Origin of the sequence: Burkholderia sp. F1 (assembly GCF_050813845.1) — a bacterium.
Lineage (GTDB): Bacteria > Pseudomonadota > Gammaproteobacteria > Burkholderiales > Burkholderiaceae > Burkholderia > Burkholderia ubonensis.
On the sequence record NZ_CP172421.1, the window covers coordinates 880,821 to 901,875 of the forward strand.

Below are 21,055 nucleotides of genomic sequence, written 5' to 3' on the forward strand. Positions count from 1 at the left end.
GATTCGTTCCCGTCTTACAGCGACGGCGGGAGTGTAAGCGCATTTCCGTTCACTCCGCCGCCTTGAAGGTAATCGTAATGTCCGATGGAGTACGACCGTTAGAATCGGGCGGCAACGGGACCGACGCCTGGATCGCACTGACCACGGCTTGATCCCACCCCGAATTTCCGCTCGAACGGCGGATCGATACGCTCAATACGTCGCCCGACGGCGTGCAGCGGATCGCGACGACGGTCGTCAGGCTGTCGCGCTCGCCGCCCCAGACGATGTGCGGCTTGACGCGGCGGCGCACCTTGTCCGGATAGCCCGGGGAGGCCGCGTTGCCGCCGGAGCCCGTGCCGGTGCCGCTCTTCGCGAGACCTTCGCCACCGCCTTCGCCGCCGCCCGCCAGGCCTTGCATCTGCGCGAGGCGCACACGCCGCTCCTGGTCGAGCTTCGCCTTCGACGCCGCATCGGCCTTCGCGCGGGCCGCCGCTTCAGCCTTCGCCTTGGCCGCGGCCTCGGCTTTCGTCTTCGCGGCCTGCTGCTGCGCCTCGAGCTTTGCCTGCTTCTGCTGCTCGAGTTTCTGCTGTTCCAGTTTTTGCTGCTCGGCGAGCTGCTTCTGCCTGAGCTTTTCAGCCTGCTTCTGCTTTTCCAGCTCGGCGGCCTTCTGCGCGGCGAGCGCAGCGGCCTGCCTGGCCGCAAGCTGCGTGCGTTTGGCCTGCTCTTCCTGTTGCGCCTCGAGCTGCTGCGCGCGGCGCTGTTGTTCGAGCAGCGCTTCGCGTGCGGCGGCTTCCTGCTGACGCTTCTTCTGCTGCAGCGCGATGTCCGCTTCCTCATTCTTCACCGGGGAGGGGGCGGGGCGACGCGGGCAGGCGGCGTCGGGGCCGGCTGCGGCGCCGGCATGTCGGGCACCGTCGTCCAAAGCTCGGCCTCGGCGCCGGCCGGGGTGCTGTTCTGCCATTGCACGCCGTGATACAGGAACAGCGCGAGCAGCACGTGCATCAACGCCGCGAGCGCGAACGCGCGCCACGTGCCGCGCTCGCGCGGCGGCATCGGCGGGTAGGCGGTGCTGCGCGGGGGTTGCCGTTTCATTGCGATTTGACGAGGAGGCCGACGCGCTTGACGCCGCGCGCCTTCAGATCCGACATCACGGTCATGACCGCATCGTACTGCACGGTCTTGTCGGCCGCGATCACGACCGGCTGGTCAGGATGATCCGCCTGACGGGCGGCGATGAAGCTGTCGAGCTCGGCCTTCGTCATCGTGTCTTCCTGCGTCGCGCCCGCGTTGCCCTTGTACTTGACGCTCATCGTGCGGTCGGCCTTGATGTTGACGACGACGGGCGGCGTCTGCTCCTGCGGCGCGGCATTGCCGACGGTCGGCAGGTTGATGATCGACGGTGCGACGAGCGGTGCGGTGACCATGAAGATCACGAGCAGCACGAGCATCACGTCGATGTACGGCACGACGTTGATGTCGGCCATCGCGCGGCGCGAGCGGCCGCCGCGCATGCTGGATCGGATGGGAGTTCCGGCCATGTCGCGCTCCTTACTGGGCCTGACGCTGCAGGATGTTCGAGAACTCTTCGATGAAGGTCTCGAAGCGGATCGCGAGGCGGTCGATGTCGTGCGCGTAGCGGTTGTAGGCGACGACGGCCGGAATCGCGGCGAACAGGCCGATCGCGGTGGCGACGAGCGCTTCGGCGATGCCCGGCGCGACGTTCGCGAGCGTTGCCTGCTGGACGTTCGCGAGGCCGCGGAACGAGTTCATGATCCCCCAGACCGTGCCGAACAGACCGATGTACGGGCTGACCGAGCCGACCGACGCGAGGAATGCCAGGTTCGCTTCGAGCACGTCCATCTCGCGCTGGAACGACGCGCGCATCGCACGCCGCGCGCCGTCGAGCACGAGGCCCGGGTCGCTGATGCGCTTTTCCTTCGCCTTCAGGAATTCGCGCATCCCCGATTCGAAGATCCGCTCGAGCGCGCCGATCGTGTGGCGGTTGTTCGCCGCACTCTGATACAAGGCCTGCAGGTCGCCGCCCGACCAGAAATCCCGTTCGAAACGCTCGGTCTGTGCGCGTGCGCGGCGGATCGCGAACCACTTGCGGAAGATGAAGGTCCACGACATCAGCGACAGCAGCAGCAGCAGTCCCATCACGGCCTGGGCCAGGACGCTCGCATTGAGGACGAGGGAAATGATCGACAGGTCTTGAGAAGTGTTCATAGAGGTTTGAGTAACGTCCCTTCGGGGGCGCCCGGCTAAGGGGCCCGGCTAGGCGTTCCCGGCCGGGGTTGCCCGGCGCGGGCGCTGCGCTGCGCGCGGGGTGCCGCTGCCGCGCCTGACGCCGAACCTTGCTTAGTATCGGTTCAGGAAGGCAAGTTCATAGGCTTTGTCTAAACGGGGCTCACGCGAGCCTCGTTGACAACACAGTGTGCCCGGCGTCGATGACGGGCCCGCGTTGCAGCGCGTCGAGCACCGTCGGCGGGATTGCCGCCGGCCGGATGCCCGTGCGGTCGACGCAGCCGATGCGGATCTGCCCGGCGACGAGCAGCGTGTCGCCATGCCACGCTTCCTGCATGAATTCCACCGACGCGCGGCCGATCCGTCCGGGCCGGCTCGTGATCGCGAGCGTATCGTCGAGCCGCGCCGGCGCGCGATAGTCGAGCGCCGTGCTGCGGACGATGAAGATCGCGCCCGTTTCGTCGGCGAGGCGCCGCTGGTCGATGCCGCAGGCGCGCAGCCATTCGGTGCGCGCGCGCTCGAAGAATTTCAGGTAGTTGGCATAGAAGACGATGCCGCCTGCGTCGGTATCCTCGTAATACACGCGAACCGGCCAGGTGAAGCCGGAAGGCGCTTCCGGGGGGCGGGTAGGCTGAGTCATGGCGCGCATTTTACCGGAAGCGGGGAGGCCGCCTTGCAACCGATTCGTAACGGAATGTTCCGGGCCGCGAGCCGGCCGCCGGGGCGGCTCGCGGCGGACCGTCAGCCGCGATGGACGGTGAGGCCGGCCGGCGCCTGGGCGACGGGCATCATCTCGATCGTGTTGATGTTCACGTGCGCGGGACGCGTCGCGATCCAGTAGATCGTGTCGGCGATGTCCTCGGCCGTGAGCGGCTGGACGTTCGCGTACACGCCGGCCGCCTTCGCGTCGTCGCCGCGGAAGCGGACGTTCGAGAATTCGGTGCCGCCGCACAGGCCCGGCTCGATGTCGGTGACGCGCAGCGGCGTGCCGATCAGGTCGGCGCGCAGGTTCAGGCTGAATTGCCTGACGAAAGCCTTGGTGGCGCCATAGACGTTGCCGCCCGGGTACGGGTAGGTGCCGGCAACCGAGCCGAGGTTGAAGATATGGCCGCGACCGCGCGCGATCATGCCCGGCAGCAGCGCGTGCGTGACCGTCACGAGGCCCGAGCAGTTGGTGTCGATCATCGTCTGCCACTCGTCGAGGCTGGCCTTGTGGGCAGGCTCGACGCCGAGCGCGAGACCGGCGTTGTTGACAAGCACGTCGAGCGCGGCGAACTCGGCGGGAAGGGCGGCCGGCACGGCTTCGACGGCGGCGCGGTCGCGCACGTCGAGCTCGAGCGGCAGCAGTGCGTCGCCGAGCTCGGCCGCGAGCGCGTCGAGACGATCCTTGCGGCGCGCGGTCGCGACGACGCGATGGCCGCCCTTGACGAAGGCACGGGCGATGGCGGCGCCGAAGCCGGCGGACGCGCCTGTGACGAACACGATCATTGCTGCTCCTGGTCGGTAGGGTAGCGGGTGGGGAACCTGCAAGCCTACTGAGATTGCCGCACCGCGGCAAGGCGCAAAGCTCAGCCGGCGCGGGTGGCGCAACTCTGTCCCCGTTTGTTTGCGGTGGCCGCCGCGCGGTTGCCTATTCATGACGCATCCAATAAACTAACGCGCTCATCACCCCTGCGTGACTGGCGATAGAACCCCCGGGTTCAAGGTGGAGCATCCCACCGTGAAGCGCAGGGCGCCGTTTTTGCCGTTCGCCTGGGCAGCCGTTGTGCGCCGTCGCGTGCATCGCCGGTGGCTGTCCCTGCCTCACGTCATACGGATTCTTCCGCCACGTCGAGCTGGTGCCGCCAGCAGCGCAATGTACTCGGCCACCCCGGTCAACCTGTACACACTTAACGGAAACCGTATGTTTGACAGAGCCCAAAGCACCATTGCGAACGTCGATCCCGAAGTCTTTGCAGCGATCGAGCAGGAAAACCGCCGCCAGGAAGATCACATCGAGCTGATCGCGTCGGAAAACTACACGAGCCCGGCCGTGATGGCCGCACAGGGCTCGCAGCTCACGAACAAGTACGCCGAAGGGTATCCGGGCAAGCGCTACTACGGCGGCTGCGAATACGTCGACGTCGTCGAGCAGCTCGCGATCGACCGCGTGAAGGAGCTGTTCGGCGCCGAAGCCGCGAACGTCCAGCCGAACTCGGGTTCGCAGGCGAACCAGGGCGTGTTCTTCGCGATGCTCAAGCCGGGCGACACGATCATGGGCATGAGCCTCGCGCACGGCGGCCACCTGACGCACGGCTCGCCCGTGAACATGTCGGGCAAGTGGTTCAACGTCGTCAGCTATGGCCTGAACGAAAGCGAAGACATCGATTACGAAGCGGCCGAGCAGCTTGCGCAGGAGCACAAGCCGAAGCTGATCGTCGCGGGCGCGTCGGCGTTCGCGCTGAAGATCGACTTCGAGCGTCTCGCGAAGATCGCGAAGTCGGTCGGCGCGTACCTGATGGTCGACATGGCGCACTACGCGGGCCTGATCGCCGCGGGCGTCTACCCGAACCCGGTGCCGCACGCCGATTTCGTCACGACCACGACCCACAAGAGCCTGCGCGGCCCGCGCGGCGGCGTGATCCTGATGAAGGCCGAGTACGAGAAGCAGATCAACTCGGCGATCTTCCCGGGCATCCAGGGCGGCCCGCTGATGCACGTGATCGCCGCGAAGGCCGTCGCGTTCAAGGAAGCGCTGTCGCCGGACTTCAAGGCATACCAGCAGAAGGTGGTCGAGAATGCGCGCGTGCTGGCCGAGACGCTGGTCAAGCGCGGCCTGCGCATCGTGTCGGGCCGCACCGAAAGCCACGTGATGCTGGTCGACCTGCGTGCGAAGCAGATCACCGGCAAGGCAGCGGAAGCCGCGCTCGGCGCCGCGCACATCACGGTCAACAAGAACGCGATCCCGAACGATCCGGAAAAGCCGTTCGTCACGAGCGGCGTCCGTCTCGGCTCGCCGGCGATGACGACGCGCGGCTTCGGCACGGCCGAGGCCGAGCTGGTCGGCAACCTGATCGCCGACGTGCTCGACAACCCGGAAGATGCAGCGACGATCGAGCGCGTGCGCGCGCAAGTGGCCGAGCTGACCAAGCGTTTCCCGGTCTATCGCTGATCGCTCATGCGCTGCCCGTTCTGCCGCAGCGACGACACGCAGGTGGTGGATTCGCGCGTGTCCGAAGACGGCGCCGCGATTCGCCGGCGCCGCCGCTGCTCCGCCTGCGACAAGCGTTTCACGACGTACGAACGGGTCGAACTGGCCCTGCCGGCCGTCGTGAAGAAGGACGGCAGCCGCACGGAATTCGACCGTCGCAAGATCGTCGCCAGCATGCAACTCGCGCTGCGCAAGCGGCCGGTTGCGGCTGACGCGATCGATGCGGCGGTCGCCCGCATCGAATATCTGCTGCTCGCGACAGGCGAGCGCGAAGTGCGTAGCGAGAAGCTCGGCGAACTCGTGATGAACGAGTTGCGCGGCCTCGATACGATTGCCTATGTGCGCTTTGCATCGGTGTATCGCCGGTTCGAAGACGTGTCCGAATTTGCCGACGTGATCGAAGAGTTCCGTCGCGCCTCTCCGGCTGCCAAGCCCCCGCGTAAGCGCTGACGCGCTGCGTCGTTTCATCGCATTCCCTCCGAGTTCATGCTGCGCCGATTGTGGCCGGCGTGGCCGTGCGCCGCCAGCTGGCCGTTCGGCAGATGGTGCGCCAGCGTGCGCGCCGCTACAGTCGTCGCATGACGTTGACGGAGGACGGCGATGTGGCGCAGCGGAGCAGCGTGGAGGGCGGGGGGATTCACGCTCGTCGAACTGATGGTCACGGTCGCGGTGCTGGCCGGGCTCGGCCTGTACGCGGCGCCTTCGTTCGAGCAGTGGCGGATGCGCGAGCGGGTCGACGCCCGCTCGCGCACGCTGCTTGGCGCGCTGTCGTTCGCGCGGGCCGAAGCGGCGCGCCTTGGCGTGCGCGTCACACTGTGCCGGGCAGGGAATGACGGCGCCTGTGTGCATCCCGGCCAGCGCTGCGACGACGGCGAATGGTCGTGCGGCTGGCTCGTGAGCGGACATTTCGACGAGCGGGCGCAGGTGCTGCGGCGGTATCCGCGCGATCCGGACGTGATCGTCGCGGGCGTCGCGCACGAGCTGGCCTTTGCGCCGCCGGCCGGTCAGGCAATCGGCGGCATCCGGCGGTTCGAGCTGCGGCCGCGCCGGAGCGGGCCGGAGGCCGATGCGTCACGCGCGGCGCGTTGCGTGCGGATCGCGGCGGGCGGCCGGGCGCGCGTCGTCGCCGGTCGTTGCGAGGCGGCCTGATGAGCCCGCGGCGCACGATGCGCGGCGCGTCGCTGATCGAGGCGGCGGTGGCGGTCGCGCTGCTCGCCGTCATGATGCTCACGGTGGCTGGCGGCCAATTCGCGATGGCGCGTGCGCAGCGCTCGACGATCTGGCGCGAACGTGCATTGTGGCTGGCCGATGCACGCATCGAAAGCGCGCGGGCGACACCCGGCGCGGATGCGGGCCTCGCGGCGCTGGCCGTCGCGTCGTTGCCGGATGGCGCGATGACGATCGATGGCGGGCCGGGTGGCGTCCGGCTGGCGACCGTCGGCTGGCGTGACGGCGATGCTGCGGGATGCGAAACGGTCGACCGATCGGCGCGTTCGCCGTCATGCGTGCGGATCCCGTTCCGCGAGGTGCCGACCGATGGGCATTGATCGTCGCGCTCGTGCGCATACGCTCCTCGAATTGCTGATCGCGATGTCGGTCGGCCTGCTCGTGCTCGCGGCAGTCGGCGCGCTGTATCACGCGCAGCGTGTCGGGCAACGCCGGGCCGACGATGCGTTTCGCATGCGCGACGCCGCAAGCACCGCACTGACGCTGATCGGCCAGCAGATCCAGATGGCGGGCTTTCAGCCGCTCGACCTCTCGAGCTCGCCGCTGCCGCCGCTGTTCGGGTGCGCATCGGCTCGCGTGCGCGGCGAAGATGCCCAGGTGCGCTGCGAACCAGCACCTGCGTCGTCCGACGCGCTGCTGGTTCGCTATGTCGGCGACACAATGTCGACGTGGCCGACGGTGAACGGCCAGGTATCGGATTGCCTGGGGCAGGGCGTCGGCGCGCCGGCGGACCGAACGCTCGTGTCGAACCGCTTCGACGCCCACGTCAGCCCGACGACGGGCGAGCCCGAGCTGTATTGCGAAGGGAACGGGCGCCTGGGGACCGCGCAGCCGGTCGTATCGGAAATCGACCAGCTGCGCCTGCGTTTTCTGCGACGTGGCGAGACGCGGTTCGTCGATGCCCGCGCGATGCGCGCGGACGACTGGCGCGACGTGATTGCCGTCCATGTCTGCGTGCGGGCGCGGGGTGAACCGATGCGGGAGCGCGTCAGTCATGTCGATTGCGACGGCCATGCCGCCATCGCGCCGGATCGCCGCGCGCGGTTGACGCTGCATCGTGTCGTGGCGTTGAGGAATGCGTCGACCGAGCGCGAAGATCACCAGACCGGGATGCGGCGCGCATCCGGAGCATCGCGTTGAGCCGGGCCGAACAACGGGCGACGGGGCACACGCCCCCTATGCGCGTTTGCCGCGAGGCAGGGATGGCGCTGCCGGCCGTGGTGGCGGTCGGTGCGGCCATCGCGGCGCTGACGGGCACGTGGTTCGAATCCGCATTGACGGAGGCGCACCGCACGCGCGCGCTGTCGGACCGCCTGATCGCGTTTCACGCGGCCGATGCTGCGCTTGCCGCGTGTGTCGAGCGCTTGCGGCAGGGCTCGGCGCCATACCTGAGCGCGGGCCTGTCGCATGCCGAGCCTGACGCTTGGCGGCGAATACCCGCGCTGGACATGCCTGAAGCGTTCGCGCCGTTTGCCGGATGGCCGGTGGCCGCGCAGCCGCCGCGTTGCCTGATCGAGGCGTGGCGCATCGCACGGCCCGCCGCCGGTCGTGCGTACCTCGTCACCGCGCGTGGCGTCGGCGCGCATGCGTCCAGCGCCGTCTGGCTGCAGATGCAGGTCGAGATGCGCGACGGACGGATCGTCGCGCAGAGATGGCGTCGCGTCGCCGCGCAGCCCCGATGAGCATGGAGGCACGCATGCGTCGGCGGGCTGGATTCACGTTGCTCGAATTGATGATCGTGCTGGCGATCATCGCGGTGCTGGCGGGCGTGGCGGTTCCGTCATACCGTCAACAGGCCGCGCAAGCGCATCGCACGTCGGCCGTGACCGCGCTTTACCGGGCGGCGCAATATCTCGAGACGCTCGACGGCATACCGCCACCCACATTGCCGGACGCACTCGCGCACGCGCCGCCGGACGGGCGGGCCGTCTATCGGCTGGCGATCCGGCGCCCGGACGACGGCGCATTCGTGTCCTATGAACTCGACGCGCGTCCGCTCGACGACGGGCCGATGCGCGACGACCGCTGCGGGTCGTTCACGTTGCGCTCGGACGGAACGAAAGGCAATGTGCTGCCGGACGGCGCGCGCGAATGGGAGCCGACGTGCTGGGGCGTGCGATGACGTGACGCGACACGCATGTCGTCACGCTGCTGGCGGCGGGCATCGGCTGGCGACGCGGCAAGCCGTGCGTCAATCGTTGTCGGCGGTGTCGCCGTCGCTCCCGTCGCGCGATTGTTTGAAGAACCGGTAGATTTCCCACGCGGCAAATCCGAGCGAGCCCCACTTCAGCACCGGGCTCGCGCTCGCGCGCAGCAGCGAGCGCACGGGTTTCGCGAGCACCAGCGACGCAAGCGAGCTCAGCATCGGATACTGGTTGACGAGGTTGCCGATGCTCGCGTTGAGGTTCTTCGCGGACTGCCCGAGCGAGCCGCCCGTGAGCCCGGGGACCAGCAGCTTGAGCCAGCGGAAGCGGGTGACGGCCTGCCGTATTTCCGCGCCTGCCTCCGCGAGTTCCAGGCGCTCGACTTCGGAGCGCAGGATCAGCAGCTCCTTGCGGATCGCGCGGTTCTGTGCGGCATTCAAGCGCGATTGCGGCGAAGCCGTGCGGTATCGGTTGCCTGTGGCGTTGTAGCTCATGGCGCGTCGGCGAAGTGGATGAAGGAAACGAACGCGTGCGCGCTCACGACTTGCCGCGGAACAGTTCGCGGTCTTTCTCGAGTTCGGCCAGCGTGGCCTCGAACACGATCGGCGCGTCGCGCAGGCTCGTACGCGCCTTCAGCGCGCAGGCGAGGCCGGCGATCGCGTACAGCGCGGTGACCACCGCGAGCGATTGCCAGCGATAGGTATCCCAGAACGCGATCGCGACGAGCACGGTCAGGCTGATGAGAGCCATCGTCGCCAGCATCATCGCGGCGAGCCCGAGGAACAGCACGCCCATCAGGCGCTCCTTCTCCTCGGCGAGCTCGATGCCCGCGAGTTCGAGGCGCGTTTGCAGCAATCCGATCACGGAGCCGATGAGGCGGCGCAACGGGCCCTGGCCGGATGACTGCGAGGTGGTGTCTGTCGTCATGAATGATGTGCTTGCGCGTGCAGAAAGCGGCTAAGGCAAAGCCGACCGGCGTGTCGCCAGTCTCGGCTTTGGCGCCCGCGAGCCGCGTCGGGCGGCCCGCCGGGCGGTTTGGTGCTGGCCGCGCGTTACTTGCGGTTGACCAGCAGGCCGATCAGCACGCCGACACCGGCCGCGATGCCGATCGACGTCCACGGGTGCTCATGCACGTAGTCATCGGTCGCGCGAGCGGCTTTCTTGCCTTTCTCGACCACGACGACCTGGACGTCGGTTGCCTTTTCCTTGGCCTGCTTCAGACGCGACATCGCTTTCTCGCGCAGCTCGGCCGCACGGTCGCCCGTGCTGCTCGCGGCTTGCTTGAGCAGGTCTTCGGCGTCCGCGAGAACGGTTTTGATATCCGACATCAGTTTCTCCTTGTTGATTTCCGACATTGCAACTCCCTTCATGCTGTCATGCTGCAGGTTCACATCGTAGCGAAACGCCTGCCTGCTGGCGAGCCGGGATGATGCGGCGCGGTGGCGCAAGACTGCATGGTAAACGACTTGTAATTCTTGGGCAGAGAGGCAAATGGGCGGAAAAGTTTCCCGACGCGGGCGCGCGCCGGACAAAAATGACAAAAATGTATGAATATCGAACGGAATAATCGTTCGCACGGCTGTCCGCTTCCCGTAAGCTACCCGACTGTCCCGCGCAAGTGGCGCGGGGTTCACCACGCATCGTTCAAGGAGAGAACAACATGGGTCTGCGTCTTGGCGACATCGCGCCGGATTTCGAACAGGATTCGAGCCTCGGCCGCATCAAGTTCCACGAGTGGCTGGGCAACGGCTGGGGCGTGCTGTTTTCCCATCCGGCGGACTACACGCCGGTGTGCACGACGGAACTCGGGCTGACCTCGAAGCTGAAGGGCGAATTCGAGAAGCGCAACGCGAAGGTGATCGCGCTGTCGGTCGACAGCGTCGAGTCGCACCAGGGCTGGATCAACGACATCAACGACACGCAGGCGACGGTCGTCGGCTTCCCGATCATCGCGGACGCGGATCGCAAGGTGTCGGAGCTGTACGACATGATTCACCCGAACGCGAACGAGACGCTCACCGTGCGCTCGCTGTTCGTGATCGATCCGAACAAGAAGGTGCGGCTCATCATCACCTATCCGGCGAGCACCGGGCGCAACTTCGACGAAGTGCTGCGCGTGATCGACTCGCTGCAGCTGACCGACAACTACAAGGTCGCGACGCCCGGCAACTGGAAGGACGGCGACGACGTGGTGATCGTCCCGTCGCTGCAGGATCCGGAAGAGCTGAAGCAGCGCTTCCCGAAGGGCTTCAACGCGGTACGTCCGTATCTGCGTCTCACGCCGCAACCGAACAAGTGAGCACGGCGCGCCGCATCGCGCGGCGCATGCCCGCGGCCGCAGGCAGTCCGCCCGCTGGTTTACGGCGAACGGAGCCGTCCCGCTCCTAGACAAACGGCCTGCCCGGCATCGACGCCGGGCAGGCCGTTTCGTTTGCGGCGCGACGTGATGCGCGCGCCGGCGAGGCGTCCGGCGGGCGCGTTCAGAAGAACGCCTGGATGCCCGTCTGCGCGCGGCCGAGGATCAGCGCGTGGATGTCGTGCGTGCCTTCGTACGTGTTGACCACTTCGAGGTTCACGAGATGGCGCGCGACGCAGAACTCGTCCGAGATGCCGTTGCCGCCGAGCATGTCGCGCGCGAGCCGCGCGATGTCGAGCGCCTTGCCGCACGAGTTGCGCTTCATGATCGACGTGATCTCGACGGCCGCGGTGCCTTCGTCCTTCATGCGGCCGAGCCTCAGCACGCCTTGCAGGCCGAGGGTGATTTCGGTCTGCATGTCGGCGAGCTTCTTCTGGATCAGCTGGTTCGCGGCGAGCGGCCGGCCGAACTGCTTGCGGTCGAGCACGTACTGGCGCGCGGTATGCCAGCAGGCTTCGGCGGCGCCGAGCGCGCCCCAGGCGATCCCGTAGCGCGCCGAGTTCAGGCACGTGAACGGGCCGCGCAGGCCGCCGACGTGCGGCAGCCGGTTCTCCTCGGGAACGAACACGTCGTCGAGGACGATTTCGCCGGTGATCGACGCGCGCAACCCGACCTTGCCATGGATCACCGGTGCGGACAGGCCCTTCCAGCCCTTCTCGAGGATGAAGCCGCGGATCGTGTCGTGGCCGTCTTCCTCGAGCTTCGCCCAGACGACGAACACGTCGGCGATCGGCGAGTTCGTGATCCACATCTTCGAGCCGGACAGCGAATAGCCGCCGGACACCTTCTTCGCGCGCGTGATCATGCTGCCCGGATCGGAGCCGTGGTTCGGCTCGGTGAGGCCGAAGCAGCCGATCCATTCGCCGGTCGAGAGCTTCGGCAGGTATTTCTCCTTCTGCGCATCGGAGCCGAACTCGTAAATCGGCACCATCACGAGCGACGATTGCACCGACATCATCGACCGGTAGCCGGAATCGACGCGCTCGACCTCGCGCGCGATGAGGCCGTAGCTCACGTAATTGAGGCCGGGGCCGCCGTACTGCTCGGGGATCGTCGGTCCGAGCAGGCCGAGCTCGCCCATTTCACGGAAGATCCCGACGTCCGTGCGTTCGTGACGGAACGCGTCGGTCACGCGCGGCGCGAGCTTGTCCTGCGCGTATGCGCGCGCGGCGTCGCGCACCATCCGCTCGTCCTCCGTGAGCTGCTGGTCGAGCAGCAGCGGATCGTCCCAATGAAAAGTTGCAGCGCTCATCGTGTCATCTCCTGATCCCATGCCTATGGTTCACTTGACTTGTGTTCCGCTGTGCGGAACAATGTTTTGCAAATTGACTTCAGTGTAGCACCGGATGACGCTTTCAACCATCGACGACCAACCGATCGACGAGCGCAAGTTCGTTGTCGCGCTCGCGCGCGGGCTGGACCTGCTGCGCGCGTTCCGTCCCGGCGAGACGATGCTCGGCAACCGCGATTTCGCCGAGCGCACCGGCCTGCCGAAGGCGACGGTGAACCGGCTCGCGTACACGCTGACGGTGCTCGGCTACCTGCGCTACGACGACACGCTCGGCAAATATGCGCTCGACGCCGGCGTGCTGTCGCTCGGCTATGCGCTGCTGTCCGGCGCGGGCACGCTCGACCTCGCGCGGCCGCACATGCAGGCGCTCGCGCGCGAGATCGGCGCGGCGGTGTCGCTCGGCTGCCGCGACGGGCTCGACATGATCTATCTGGAGACGATTCGCAGCGAGACCGCGCTGACGCTCGGGCTCGCGCCGGGTTCGCGGCTGTCGATGCTGACGAGCTCGATGGGGCGCGCATATCTGGCGGTGCAGCCCGAGGACGTGCGGCGCGCGCTGTACGCGGAGCTGCACCGGGCGGCCGGCGCCGGGCCGGACGCCGACGCGCTCGTCGGCGACGCGCAGCAGGCGGTGGCCGAGTTCGCGTCGGGCGGCTGCTGCTATTCGTTCCGCGCGTGGCACGCGGACGTCAACGCGGCGGCCGTGCCGTTTCGGGAGCCGCGCGAGGGGCGCTGGCTGATCCTGAGCTGCAGCGGGCCCGCGTCGTCGATGGGGGAGGACGTGTTCCGGTCGCAGGTGGGGCCGCGTCTGAAGGCGCTGGCGCAGCGGCTGGGGCAGGTTGCCTGATCGCGCGGTATCGCGCGTCGTGAACAGCCCCCGTTGCGGATCCGGCGCGCGGCGCTCATCATCGGTCGCCTGACACCCGAATACGACGAGGTTCGCCATGTCGCACCCGGAAACGCTCGAAGGCGGCTGCGCCTGCGGCGCGATCCGTTACCGGATCAAGCACATCCCGACCGACGCCGGCTTCTGCCATTGCCGGCTATGCCAGAAGACGACCGGGGCGGCGGTGGTCGCGTCCGCGTCGCTGCCGCTCGATGCGTTCGAATACCTGAGCGGCGAGCCGGTCGTCTATGCGTCGAGCGCGTGGGGCGAGCGACGCTTTTGCGGGCGCTGCGGCGCGCAGCTCGAATACCGGCTGCGCCACGCGCCGCAGACGGTCGAACTCAACTACGCGACGCTCGACGACCCGTCGCGGATTCGCCCTGCGTGGCATATCTGGTACGCCAGCCGGTTTCCCGGCATCGAGATCGGCGACGACTTGCCGAAGCATGACGACGGTGGCGAGGACTGACGCACGCCGCCGAGCGGCCACAACCCGCCACGCATCGCCTCAGGCCGACACCACCTTCGCAAACACCGGCCCCTGCATGAACCGCACGTCGTGCTGGCGCAGCAGCTCGCACTGCGTCTCGTCGACGACGCCGTCGAAGATCAGCGGAATCCGCACGCGCTGCGCATACCCGACGAGCGCCTTGACCATTCCGTCGCGCAACGCGATGCCCGCGTCCATCTTGATGTAGTCCGGCCGCGCCATGTCCGATTCGACCGCGAGGATGCGGCCCGGGTCGGGCAGCTTGTCCGCGACCCGGAAGCCGTGATGCTGGTAGCTGCGCGTCAGGTAGCCGAGGAAGGTCTTGTGCGCGACCGCGGCGGCCGGCAGCTCGATCACGACCCGCTCGGGCGGCAGCCCGAAGCGCTGCAGCACCGACGAGAAGTGCTTGCCGTGGTCGTACTTTACGCTCTTCAGCAGCCGCTCGTGCACGCGCAGGAACAGCAGCCCGTGGCGCTGCGCGCCGAAGAAGTTGATCGCGTGCAGCGCGCGCGACAGGCGGTCGACCGCGACCAGCGCCTGATCGTCCGCGGCCGAATCGAACGGATCGGGCGCGGTGCCCGCCGCCAGCGTCACCGCCTGGAAGCCCAGCTCGTCGCCGTAGCGTTCGATCGCGTCGGCGAACGACGTCGACTGTGGTACGCCCGGCATCGTCACGTCGTAGATCGGCTCGTACGCGCTGTTCAGCGTCAGCTCGGGCAGGTGCGCGCACGCGGTGCCGCCCTCGGCGAGCGCAACGTGATCCCGCAGGAACGGCAACTGCCCGGCGCGGGTGACCAGCTCGGGAATGGTAGGCGGAATCATGGGGAAGTCGGCATGGAAAAACGGCGGCCGAACGGGCCGCCTCATCACTCGATAGTAGCAGCGTGCGCCGCGCTCGGCTTGGCGATTCGCTCATATGGTTATCCCGTCGCCAGGCGATGCTTAGGGTTTACGTTGATTTCACTATGCGTAATTGGTTTTACTATTCGTAAATCCTGAGTTTGTCGTCGATCAAGAAAGACAGCATGCGGGCGTCGTCGGACGATGCCCTGTCCCCGATTCAACAGGAAGCAAGGAGCGAGACGTGGCGGGTGAGACGAAATGGACGTTGCAGGCGGGCATGGTGTTGCCCGCGCGACAGGGTTGAGCGGACGGATGGCGACCATGAGCACCGATTACCAGACCCTGAAGTTTGCGTACCGGCCGCGCGCGGAGCGCGGCGCCGACAGCGACGCGGCGATCCATCCGGTGATCGTCGTCGGCGCGGGCCCGGTCGGCCTGTCCGCCGCGATCGACCTCGCGCAGCAGGGCGTGCCCGTCGTGCTGCTCGACGACGACGACACGCTGTCCACCGGCTCGCGCGCGATCTGCTTCGCGAAGCGCACGCTCGAGATCTTCGACCGGCTCGGCTGCGGCGAGCGCTTCGTCGACAAGGGCGTGAGCTGGCACGTCGGCAAGGTGTTCCTGCAGGACGAGCAGCTCTACGCGTTCGACCTGCTGCCCGAGGCGGGGCATGCGCGTCCGGCGTTCATCAACCTGCAGCAGTACTACGTGGAAGGCTATCTGGCCGAGCGCGCATTCGCGCTGCCGAATCTCGACATCCGCTGGAAGCACAAGGTGACGGGCCTCGTGCAGTCGGACGCGTGCGCGGAACTGACGGTCGAGACGCCGGAAGGCGTCGAGACGCTGCGCGCGCAGTACGTGATCGCGGCGGACGGCTCGCGCAGCCCGGTGCGCACGATGATGGGGCTCGAGAGCCACGGCCGCACGTTCAAGGACCGCTTCCTGATCGCCGACGTGAAGATGAAGGCGGAGTTTCCGACCGAGCGCTGGTTCTGGTTCGATCCGCCGTTCCACCGCAACCAGTCGGTGCTGCTGCACCGCCAGCCGGACAACGTGTGGCGCATCGACTTCCAGCTCGGCTGGGACGCCGATCCGGTCGCGGAGAAGCAGCCGGAGCGCGTGATCCCGCGCGTGCGCGCGCTGCTCGGCGCGGACGTCGAGTTCGAACTGGAGTGGGTGAGCGTCTACACGTTCCGCTGCCAGCGGATGGATGCGTTCCGCCACGGCCGCGTGCTGTTCGCCGGCGACTCGGCGCATGGCGTGTCGCCGTTCGGCGCGCGCGGCGCGAACAGCGGCGTGCAGGACGCCGACAACCTCGCGTGGAAGCTGAAGCTCGTGCTCGACGGCCGCGCGCCCGCGCGCCTGCTCGACACGTATGCGAGCGAACGCGAGTTCGCGGCCGACGAGAACATCCGCAACTCGACGCGCTCGACCGATTTCATCACGCCGAAGAGCCCGGTGTCCCGCGTGTTCCGCGACGCGACGCTGAAGCTTGCGCGCGACTGCGAATTCGCGCGCAAGCTCGTCAACAGCGGGCGCCTGTCGGTGCCCGCGGTGCTCGCCGATTCGCCGCTGAACACGCCCGACCGCAAGGGCGACGCGTTCGCGTGCGCGCTGCGTCCGGGCGCGGCGGCCGCCGACGCGCCGGTGCATGCGCACGGCGCGGCCGGCTGGCTGCTGCGGCATCTGTGCGACGGTTTCACGGGCGTGCTGTTCGGCCTGCCCGGCGACGCCGCCGCGCTCGCGCAGGCGCTCGCCGGCCACGCGCTGCCGGTGAAGCCGGTGCTCGTCGTGCCGAAGGGCCAGGCGCGCGACGTGCCCGGCGTCGACGTCGTCGAGGACGTCGACGGGCTGGCCGCTGAGCGCTACGACGCGCAGCCCGGCACGTTCTACCTGCTGCGGCCCGACCAGCACGTGTGCGCGCGGACGCGCACGCTCGACCGGCATGCGGTGGGCGACGCGCTCGCGCGCGCGACCTGCGCGGCCTGACTGACTACAAGACATCGGAGACACCCGTCATGCATCACCATCTCGACACCCGCCTGCGCCTGGCCGATCCGGACGCGTTCTACGAAGCGCTGATCGACATGCATCGCGACCTGACCGACAGTGACAGCCAGCTCGTCAATGCGAAGCTGATCCTGCTGCTCGCGAACCAGATCGGCGATCTCGGCGTGCTGCGCGAAGCGATGGCGCTCGCGCGCCAGGGCGTGACGCCGCCCGTGCATCCGGCCGCGGAGGCCGTGCAATGAGCGCCGCGCCGGGCGCGGCACGCACGCTCGAAGTCGAGTGCGTCATCGACGACACCCATCGTCCTGCGTTTCACTGGATGCTGCTCGCGTTGTGCGGGCTGTGCCTCGTGATCGACGGCTTCGACGCGCAGGCGATGGGCTACGTCGCGCCGAGCGTGATCGCCGAGTGGGGCGTGCCGAAGCAGGCGCTCGGCCCGGTGTTCAGCGCGAGCCTGTTCGGGATGCTGCTCGGCGCGCTCGGCCTGTCGGTGCTGGCCGACCGGATCGGGCGGCGTCCGGTGCTGATCGGCGCGACGCTGTTCTTCGCGCTGACGATGCTCGCGACGCCGTTCGCGGGCTCGATCCCGGTGCTGATGGCGCTGCGCTTCGTCACGGGCCTCGGCCTCGGCTGCATCATGCCGAACGCGATGGCGCTCGTCGGCGAGTTCAGCCCGGCCGCGCATCGCGTGAAGCGGATGATGATCGTGTCGTGCGGCTTCACGCTCGGCGCTGCGCTCGGCGGCTTCATCAGCGCCGCGCTGATCCCGGCGCTCGGCTGGCGCGCGGTGTTCTTCGTCGGCGGCGCGGTGCCGCTCGTGCTCGCGGTCGCGATGGCCGCGCGGCTGCCGGAGTCGCTGCAGTTCCTGGTGCTGAAGGGCCGCGACGTGCAGGCGCGCGACTGGCTCGCGCGCTTCGCGCCCGAAGCCGGCATCGACGCCGGCACGCGCATCGTCGTGCGCGAACAGGCGGCGAGCGGCGCGCCCGTCGCCGAGCTGTTCCGTGACGGCCGGCTGCCGGTCACGCTGCTGTTGTGGGCGATCAGCTTCATGAACCTGATCGACCTGTATTTCCTGTCGAACTGGCTGCCGACCGTGATGCGCGACGCCGGCTACGCGCCCGGCACTGCGGTGATCGTCGGCACCGTGCTGCAGACGGGCGGCGTGGTCGGCACGCTGTCGCTCGGCTGGTTCATCGAGCGCTACGGCTTCGTGCGCGTGCTGTTCGCGTGCTTCGCGTGCGCGGCGGTGTCGGTCGGGCTGATCGGCTCGGTCGCGCATGCGCTGCCGTGGCTGCTGATCGTCGTGTTCGCGGGCGGCTTCTGCGTGGTCGGCGGCCAGCCGGCCGTCAACGCGCTCGCGGGCCAGTACTACCCGACGTCGCTGCGCTCGACGGGCATCGGCTGGAGCCTCGGCATCGGCCGGATCGGCTCGGTGCTCGGGCCGCTCGTCGGCGGACACCTGATTGCGCTCAACTGGTCGAACGGCGCGCTGTTTCATGCTGCGGCGGTGCCGGTGCTGTGCTCGGCGCTGTTTGTTCTCGGCCTTGCAAATGTGACGCGGCGGCGCGGTGCTGAAGCGCCGCGCGCCGTCTGAATTGATGGAGAAAGGAAACGATGACGCTTGACCTGTCGAAACCGGCCACCGCCGGCTACCTGAGCGGATTCGCGAACGAATTCGCGACCGAAGCGCTGCCGGGCGCGTTGCCGCACGGCCGCAATTCGCCGCAGCGCGCACCGTACGGGCTGTACGCGGAGCAGCTGTCCGGCACCGCGTTCACCGCGCCGCGCAGCCACAACCGCCGCTCGTGGCTGTACCGGATCCGGCCGGCGGCCGTGCACCGGCCGTTCGAGCCGTTTGCGGGCCCGCAGCGGCTCGTCTCGGAATTCGGCGATTCGCCGGACGTGCCGCCGACGCCGCCGAACCAGTTGCGCTGGGACCCGCTGCCGATGCCGGTCGAGCCGGCCGATTTCATTGAAGGCTGGGTGACGATGGCGGGCAACGGCTCGGCGGCCGCGATGAACGGCTGCGCGATCCACCTGTACGCGGCGAACCGCTCGATGCAGGACCGCTTCTTCTACAACACCGACGGCGAGCTGCTGATCGTCCCGCAGCAGGGGCGCCTGTTCATCGCGACCGAATTCGGCCGGCTCGACGTCGAGCCGTTCGAGATCGCGGTGATCCCGCGCGGCGTGCGCTTCACGGTCGCGCTGCCGGACGGCGACGCGCGCGGCTACATCTGCGAGAACTTCGGCGCGCAGCTGCGCCTGCCGGACCTCGGGCCGATCGGCTCGAACGGCCTCGCGAACCCGCGCGATTTCGTCACCCCGCAGGCCGCCTACGAGGATCGCGAAGGCGCGTTCGAACTGGTCACGAAGCTGAACGGGCGCCTCTGGCGCGCGGACATCGGCCATTCGCCGCTCGACGTCGTCGCGTGGCACGGCAACTACGCGCCGTACAAGTACGACCTGCGCCTGTTCAACACGATCGGCTCGATCAGCTACGACCATCCCGATCCGTCGATCTTCCTCGTGCTGCAGTCGCCGAGCGACACGCCGGGCGTCGACTCGATCGACTTCGTGATCTTCCCGCCGCGCTGGCTCGCGGCCGAGGACACGTTCCGTCCGCCCTGGTTCCACCGCAACGTCGCGAGCGAATTCATGGGCCTCGTGCACGGCGCATACGACGCGAAGGCCGAAGGCTTCGTGCCGGGCGGCGCGAGCCTGCACAACTGCATGTCGGGCCACGGCCCGGACGCGGAGACGTTCGAGAAGGCGTCCGCGAGCGACACGACGAAGCCGCACAAGGTCGACGACACGATGGCGTTCATGTTCGAGACCCGCACGCTGATCCGGCCGACGCGCTTCGCGCTCGACACCGCGCAGCTGCAGGCGAACTACTTCGAATGCTGGCAAGGCATCCAGAAACACTTCAATCCGGAGCAACGATGAGCATGTCCCCTGAACTGCGCGCGACGCTCGACCCGGCGCGCAAGAGCTGGGTCGAAGCGGCGAACGATCCCGCGTGCGACTTCCCGATCCAGAACCTGCCGTTCGGCATTTTCAGCGATGCGAAGCAGACGGCGCGGCGCGCGGGCGTCGCGCTCGGCGACCACATCGTCGATCTGGCGGCGCTCGCGCACGCGGGCCTCGTGACGCTGCCGGCCGGCGCCGGCGACGTGTTCGCGCAGCCGACGCTGAACGCGTTCATCGCGCTCGGCCGCGACGCATGGCGCAGCGTGCGCGTGCAGTTGAGCGACCTGTTCGCGCGCGACACCGCGCGGTTGCGCGACGACGCGGCGCTGCGCGCGCAGGCGCTGGTGCCGCAGCGCGACGCGACGCTGCATCTGCCGGTCGAGATCCCGGGCTACACCGATTTCTACTCGTCGAAGGAGCATGCGACCAACGTCGGCTCGATGTTCCGCGATCCGAAGAATGCGCTGCTGCCGAACTGGTCGGAGATGCCGATCGGCTACAACGGCCGCGCGTCGTCGGTGATCGTCAGCGGCACGCCGGTGCGGCGCCCGAACGGGCAGCTGAAGCTGCCCGACCAGGAGCGTCCGGTGTTCGGCGCGTGCCGCAAGCTCGACATCGAACTGGAGACGGGCTTCATCGTCGGCACGGGCAATGCGCTCGGCGAGCCGATCGCGTGCGAGGACGCGGAGGCGCACATCTTCGGGATGGTGCTGCTGAACGACTGGAGCGCGCGCGACATCCAGCAGTGGGAATACGTGCCGCTCGGGCCGTTCAATTCGAAGGGCTTCGCGACGACGATTTCGCCGTGGATCGTCACGCTCGACGCGCTCGAGCCGTTCCGCACCGCGCAGCCGGCGCAGGCGCCCGAGCCGCTCGCGTATCTGCGGCATCGCGGCGATCATGCCTTCGATGTCGAGCTCGCGGTGACGCTGCGCGCCGCAGGCGCGGCCGAAGCGACGACGATCTGCCGCACCAACTTCAAGCACATGTACTGGACGATGGCGCAGCAGCTCGCGCATCACACGGTCGCGGGCTGCAACACGCGCGTCGGCGACCTGATGGGCTCGGGCACGATCAGCGGGTCGACGAAGGATTCGTTCGGCAGCCTGCTCGAGCTGACGTGGAACGGCAAGGAGCCGGTCGCGCTGACGGGCGGCGGCAGCCGCGCGTTCATCGAGGACGGCGACGAGCTCACGCTCGCGGGCTGGTGCCAGGGCGACGGCTACCGCGTCGGCTTTGGCACGTGCGTCGGGAAGATCCTGCCGGCGTTGAAGGCGTAACCGAAGGTGGAGTAACAAGGCGCGGTGCGCAACGCGTAGTACGCATGCGCCGGGCGGCCCGCATTGCGCGGGCCGCTGT

At 68.2% G+C, this 21,055-nt stretch carries 24 protein-coding genes, 1 pseudogene and 1 riboswitch; of the genes and pseudogenes, 15 read left to right on the forward strand and 10 right to left on the reverse strand.

What is annotated here, in order from left to right; translation table 11 throughout:
* Positions 1-49 precede the first annotated feature (49 nt).
* The 5 genes and pseudogenes from tolA to ACFIMZ_RS04305 form a co-directional block, all read right to left on the reverse strand.
* A pseudogene (tolA, locus tag ACFIMZ_RS04285) lies at positions 50-1,074 on the reverse strand (cell envelope integrity protein TolA).
* Positions 1,071-1,520, reverse strand: coding sequence for a protein TolR (gene tolR, locus ACFIMZ_RS04290; protein WP_431821539.1), 450 nt, complete (start codon positions 1,518-1,520; stop codon positions 1,071-1,073). Before tolR ends, tolA begins: the two are co-directional and overlap by 4 nt.
* Positions 1,521-1,530: 10 nt before the next feature.
* Positions 1,531-2,208, reverse strand: a complete 678-nt coding sequence (gene tolQ, locus ACFIMZ_RS04295) for a protein TolQ (protein ID WP_010091489.1) — start codon at positions 2,206-2,208, stop codon at positions 1,531-1,533.
* 181 nt (positions 2,209-2,389) lie between these two features.
* Positions 2,390-2,875, reverse strand: coding sequence for a tol-pal system-associated acyl-CoA thioesterase (gene ybgC / locus ACFIMZ_RS04300; protein WP_431821540.1), 486 nt, complete (start codon positions 2,873-2,875; stop codon positions 2,390-2,392).
* A gap of 92 nt (positions 2,876-2,967) precedes the next feature.
* Complete coding sequence (locus tag ACFIMZ_RS04305; RefSeq protein ID WP_431821541.1) at positions 2,968-3,714, reverse strand: SDR family NAD(P)-dependent oxidoreductase; 747 nt, start codon at positions 3,712-3,714, stop codon at positions 2,968-2,970.
* Between the two features lie 177 nt (positions 3,715-3,891).
* Positions 3,892-3,991: riboswitch (ZMP/ZTP riboswitch) on the forward strand.
* 138 nt (positions 3,992-4,129) lie between these two features.
* Between ACFIMZ_RS04305 and glyA the strand changes: the two genes are divergently transcribed.
* From glyA to ACFIMZ_RS04340, 7 genes are all read left to right on the forward strand, one after another.
* Positions 4,130-5,377, forward strand: a complete 1,248-nt coding sequence (gene glyA, locus ACFIMZ_RS04310) for a serine hydroxymethyltransferase (protein WP_431821542.1) — start codon at positions 4,130-4,132, stop codon at positions 5,375-5,377.
* Positions 5,378-5,383: 6 nt separating this feature from the next.
* Positions 5,384-5,866, forward strand: a complete 483-nt coding sequence (nrdR, locus tag ACFIMZ_RS04315) for a transcriptional regulator NrdR (protein WP_431821543.1) — start codon at positions 5,384-5,386, stop codon at positions 5,864-5,866.
* 150 nt (positions 5,867-6,016) lie between these two features.
* Entirely contained in the window at positions 6,017-6,565 is a 549-nt protein-coding gene (locus tag ACFIMZ_RS04320; RefSeq protein WP_431821544.1) for a GspH/FimT family pseudopilin, read from the forward strand.
* Entirely contained in the window at positions 6,565-6,963 is a 399-nt protein-coding gene (locus ACFIMZ_RS04325; protein WP_431821545.1) for a hypothetical protein, read from the forward strand. Before ACFIMZ_RS04320 ends, ACFIMZ_RS04325 begins: the two co-directional genes overlap by 1 nt.
* Complete coding sequence (locus ACFIMZ_RS04330; protein WP_431821546.1) at positions 6,953-7,783, forward strand: PilW family protein; 831 nt, start codon at positions 6,953-6,955, stop codon at positions 7,781-7,783. Before ACFIMZ_RS04325 ends, ACFIMZ_RS04330 begins: the two co-directional genes overlap by 11 nt.
* Positions 7,784-7,845: 62 nt before the next feature.
* The gene (locus ACFIMZ_RS04335; protein ID WP_431821547.1) at positions 7,846-8,325 is read left to right on the forward strand and encodes a hypothetical protein; all 480 of its coding nucleotides are present in this window, start codon (positions 7,846-7,848) and stop codon (positions 8,323-8,325) included.
* A 14-nt stretch (positions 8,326-8,339) separates the two neighbouring features.
* Positions 8,340-8,765 (forward strand): type IV pilin protein, encoded by a 426-nt coding sequence (locus ACFIMZ_RS04340; protein WP_431821548.1) that lies wholly within the window; start codon positions 8,340-8,342, stop codon positions 8,763-8,765.
* Between the two features lie 69 nt (positions 8,766-8,834).
* Here the strand turns inward: ACFIMZ_RS04340 and ACFIMZ_RS04345 are convergent, their stop codons facing one another.
* The 3 genes from ACFIMZ_RS04345 to ACFIMZ_RS04355 all read right to left on the reverse strand — a co-directional run bounded on the left by ACFIMZ_RS04345 (position 8,835) and on the right by ACFIMZ_RS04355 (position 10,142).
* The gene (locus ACFIMZ_RS04345) at positions 8,835-9,281 is read right to left on the reverse strand and encodes a DUF3318 domain-containing protein (protein WP_431821549.1); all 447 of its coding nucleotides are present in this window, start codon (positions 9,279-9,281) and stop codon (positions 8,835-8,837) included.
* Between the two features lie 43 nt (positions 9,282-9,324).
* Positions 9,325-9,714, reverse strand: coding sequence for a phage holin family protein (locus ACFIMZ_RS04350; protein WP_431821550.1), 390 nt, complete (start codon positions 9,712-9,714; stop codon positions 9,325-9,327).
* Between the two features lie 125 nt (positions 9,715-9,839).
* Positions 9,840-10,142: a DUF883 family protein gene (locus ACFIMZ_RS04355; protein ID WP_010091502.1), complete on the reverse strand. Its 303-nt coding sequence runs from the start codon at positions 10,140-10,142 to the stop codon at positions 9,840-9,842.
* Positions 10,143-10,447: 305 nt separating this feature from the next.
* Between ACFIMZ_RS04355 and ACFIMZ_RS04360 the strand changes: the two genes are divergently transcribed.
* On the forward strand, positions 10,448-11,086 hold the full coding sequence (locus tag ACFIMZ_RS04360; RefSeq protein WP_059591620.1) for a peroxiredoxin: 639 nt from the start codon (positions 10,448-10,450) through the stop codon (positions 11,084-11,086).
* Between the two features lie 181 nt (positions 11,087-11,267).
* Here ACFIMZ_RS04360 and ACFIMZ_RS04365 read toward each other — a convergent pair whose 3' ends face one another.
* A complete protein-coding gene (locus ACFIMZ_RS04365; protein ID WP_431821551.1) occupies positions 11,268-12,455 on the reverse strand; it encodes an acyl-CoA dehydrogenase in 1,188 nt (395 codons plus the stop codon).
* 94 nt (positions 12,456-12,549) lie between these two features.
* Between ACFIMZ_RS04365 and ACFIMZ_RS04370 the strand changes: the two genes are divergently transcribed.
* A complete protein-coding gene (locus ACFIMZ_RS04370; protein ID WP_431821552.1) occupies positions 12,550-13,341 on the forward strand; it encodes an IclR family transcriptional regulator in 792 nt (263 codons plus the stop codon).
* A gap of 97 nt (positions 13,342-13,438) precedes the next feature.
* Positions 13,439-13,849, forward strand: a complete 411-nt coding sequence (locus ACFIMZ_RS04375; protein WP_431821553.1) for a GFA family protein — start codon at positions 13,439-13,441, stop codon at positions 13,847-13,849.
* Between the two features lie 39 nt (positions 13,850-13,888).
* Here ACFIMZ_RS04375 and ACFIMZ_RS04380 read toward each other — a convergent pair whose 3' ends face one another.
* Entirely contained in the window at positions 13,889-14,692 is an 804-nt protein-coding gene (locus ACFIMZ_RS04380) for an EAL domain-containing protein (RefSeq protein WP_431821554.1), read from the reverse strand.
* Between the two features lie 333 nt (positions 14,693-15,025).
* On the opposite strand from ACFIMZ_RS04380, the gene ACFIMZ_RS04385 reads away from it, so the two are divergent.
* The 5 genes from ACFIMZ_RS04385 to fahA are packed head-to-tail and all read left to right on the forward strand — an operon-like array spanning position 15,026 to position 20,976.
* Positions 15,026-16,702 carry an FAD-dependent oxidoreductase gene (locus ACFIMZ_RS04385; protein WP_431821555.1) on the forward strand — a complete coding sequence of 559 codons (1,677 nt, stop codon included), beginning with the start codon at positions 15,026-15,028 and terminating at the stop codon, positions 16,700-16,702.
* 29 nt (positions 16,703-16,731) lie between these two features.
* Positions 16,732-16,965: a DUF2783 domain-containing protein gene (locus tag ACFIMZ_RS04390; RefSeq protein ID WP_431821556.1), complete on the forward strand. Its 234-nt coding sequence runs from the start codon at positions 16,732-16,734 to the stop codon at positions 16,963-16,965.
* Positions 16,962-18,317: an MFS transporter gene (locus ACFIMZ_RS04395; RefSeq protein ID WP_431821557.1), complete on the forward strand. Its 1,356-nt coding sequence runs from the start codon at positions 16,962-16,964 to the stop codon at positions 18,315-18,317. Before ACFIMZ_RS04390 ends, ACFIMZ_RS04395 begins: the two co-directional genes overlap by 4 nt.
* Positions 18,318-18,337: 20 nt before the next feature.
* Positions 18,338-19,672 (forward strand): homogentisate 1,2-dioxygenase, encoded by a 1,335-nt coding sequence (gene hmgA, locus ACFIMZ_RS04400; RefSeq protein ID WP_431821558.1) that lies wholly within the window; start codon positions 18,338-18,340, stop codon positions 19,670-19,672.
* Positions 19,669-20,976: a fumarylacetoacetase gene (gene fahA, locus ACFIMZ_RS04405; RefSeq protein ID WP_431821559.1), complete on the forward strand. Its 1,308-nt coding sequence runs from the start codon at positions 19,669-19,671 to the stop codon at positions 20,974-20,976. The genes hmgA and fahA overlap by 4 nt, the downstream gene beginning before the upstream one ends.
* Positions 20,977-21,055 lie beyond the last annotated feature (79 nt).

Bases quoted from the DNA above. Each gene is read 5' to 3' on its own strand.
- ACFIMZ_RS04340 (WP_431821548.1), top strand. From the start codon at position 8,340: ATGCGTCGGCGGGCTGGATTCACGTTGCTCGAATTGATGATCGTGCTG.
- ACFIMZ_RS04335 (WP_431821547.1), top strand. From the start codon at position 7,846: ATGGCGCTGCCGGCCGTGGTGGCGGTCGGTGCGGCCATCGCGGCGCTG.
- tolQ (WP_010091489.1), bottom strand. From the start codon at position 2,208: ATGAACACTTCTCAAGACCTGTCGATCATTTCCCTCGTCCTCAATGCG.
- ACFIMZ_RS04370 (WP_431821552.1), top strand. From the start codon at position 12,550: ATGACGCTTTCAACCATCGACGACCAACCGATCGACGAGCGCAAGTTC.
- tolR (WP_431821539.1), bottom strand. From the start codon at position 1,520: ATGGCCGGAACTCCCATCCGATCCAGCATGCGCGGCGGCCGCTCGCGC.
- ACFIMZ_RS04380 (WP_431821554.1), bottom strand. From the start codon at position 14,692: ATGATTCCGCCTACCATTCCCGAGCTGGTCACCCGCGCCGGGCAGTTG.
- nrdR (WP_431821543.1), top strand. From the start codon at position 5,384: ATGCGCTGCCCGTTCTGCCGCAGCGACGACACGCAGGTGGTGGATTCG.
- ACFIMZ_RS04355 (WP_010091502.1), bottom strand. From the start codon at position 10,142: ATGTCGGAAATCAACAAGGAGAAACTGATGTCGGATATCAAAACCGTT.
- ACFIMZ_RS04330 (WP_431821546.1), top strand. From the start codon at position 6,953: ATGGGCATTGATCGTCGCGCTCGTGCGCATACGCTCCTCGAATTGCTG.
- hmgA (WP_431821558.1), top strand. From the start codon at position 18,338: ATGACGCTTGACCTGTCGAAACCGGCCACCGCCGGCTACCTGAGCGGA.
- ACFIMZ_RS04365 (WP_431821551.1), bottom strand. From the start codon at position 12,455: ATGAGCGCTGCAACTTTTCATTGGGACGATCCGCTGCTGCTCGACCAG.
- ACFIMZ_RS04395 (WP_431821557.1), top strand. From the start codon at position 16,962: ATGAGCGCCGCGCCGGGCGCGGCACGCACGCTCGAAGTCGAGTGCGTC.
- ACFIMZ_RS04325 (WP_431821545.1), top strand. From the start codon at position 6,565: ATGAGCCCGCGGCGCACGATGCGCGGCGCGTCGCTGATCGAGGCGGCG.
- ACFIMZ_RS04305 (WP_431821541.1), bottom strand. From the start codon at position 3,714: ATGATCGTGTTCGTCACAGGCGCGTCCGCCGGCTTCGGCGCCGCCATC.
- ACFIMZ_RS04345 (WP_431821549.1), bottom strand. From the start codon at position 9,281: ATGAGCTACAACGCCACAGGCAACCGATACCGCACGGCTTCGCCGCAA.
- ACFIMZ_RS04375 (WP_431821553.1), top strand. From the start codon at position 13,439: ATGTCGCACCCGGAAACGCTCGAAGGCGGCTGCGCCTGCGGCGCGATC.
- ACFIMZ_RS04320 (WP_431821544.1), top strand. From the start codon at position 6,017: ATGTGGCGCAGCGGAGCAGCGTGGAGGGCGGGGGGATTCACGCTCGTC.
- fahA (WP_431821559.1), top strand. From the start codon at position 19,669: ATGAGCATGTCCCCTGAACTGCGCGCGACGCTCGACCCGGCGCGCAAG.
- ACFIMZ_RS04390 (WP_431821556.1), top strand. From the start codon at position 16,732: ATGCATCACCATCTCGACACCCGCCTGCGCCTGGCCGATCCGGACGCG.
- ACFIMZ_RS04385 (WP_431821555.1), top strand. From the start codon at position 15,026: ATGGCGACCATGAGCACCGATTACCAGACCCTGAAGTTTGCGTACCGG.
- ybgC (WP_431821540.1), bottom strand. From the start codon at position 2,875: ATGCGCGCCATGACTCAGCCTACCCGCCCCCCGGAAGCGCCTTCCGGC.
- glyA (WP_431821542.1), top strand. From the start codon at position 4,130: ATGTTTGACAGAGCCCAAAGCACCATTGCGAACGTCGATCCCGAAGTC.
- ACFIMZ_RS04350 (WP_431821550.1), bottom strand. From the start codon at position 9,714: ATGACGACAGACACCACCTCGCAGTCATCCGGCCAGGGCCCGTTGCGC.
- ACFIMZ_RS04360 (WP_059591620.1), top strand. From the start codon at position 10,448: ATGGGTCTGCGTCTTGGCGACATCGCGCCGGATTTCGAACAGGATTCG.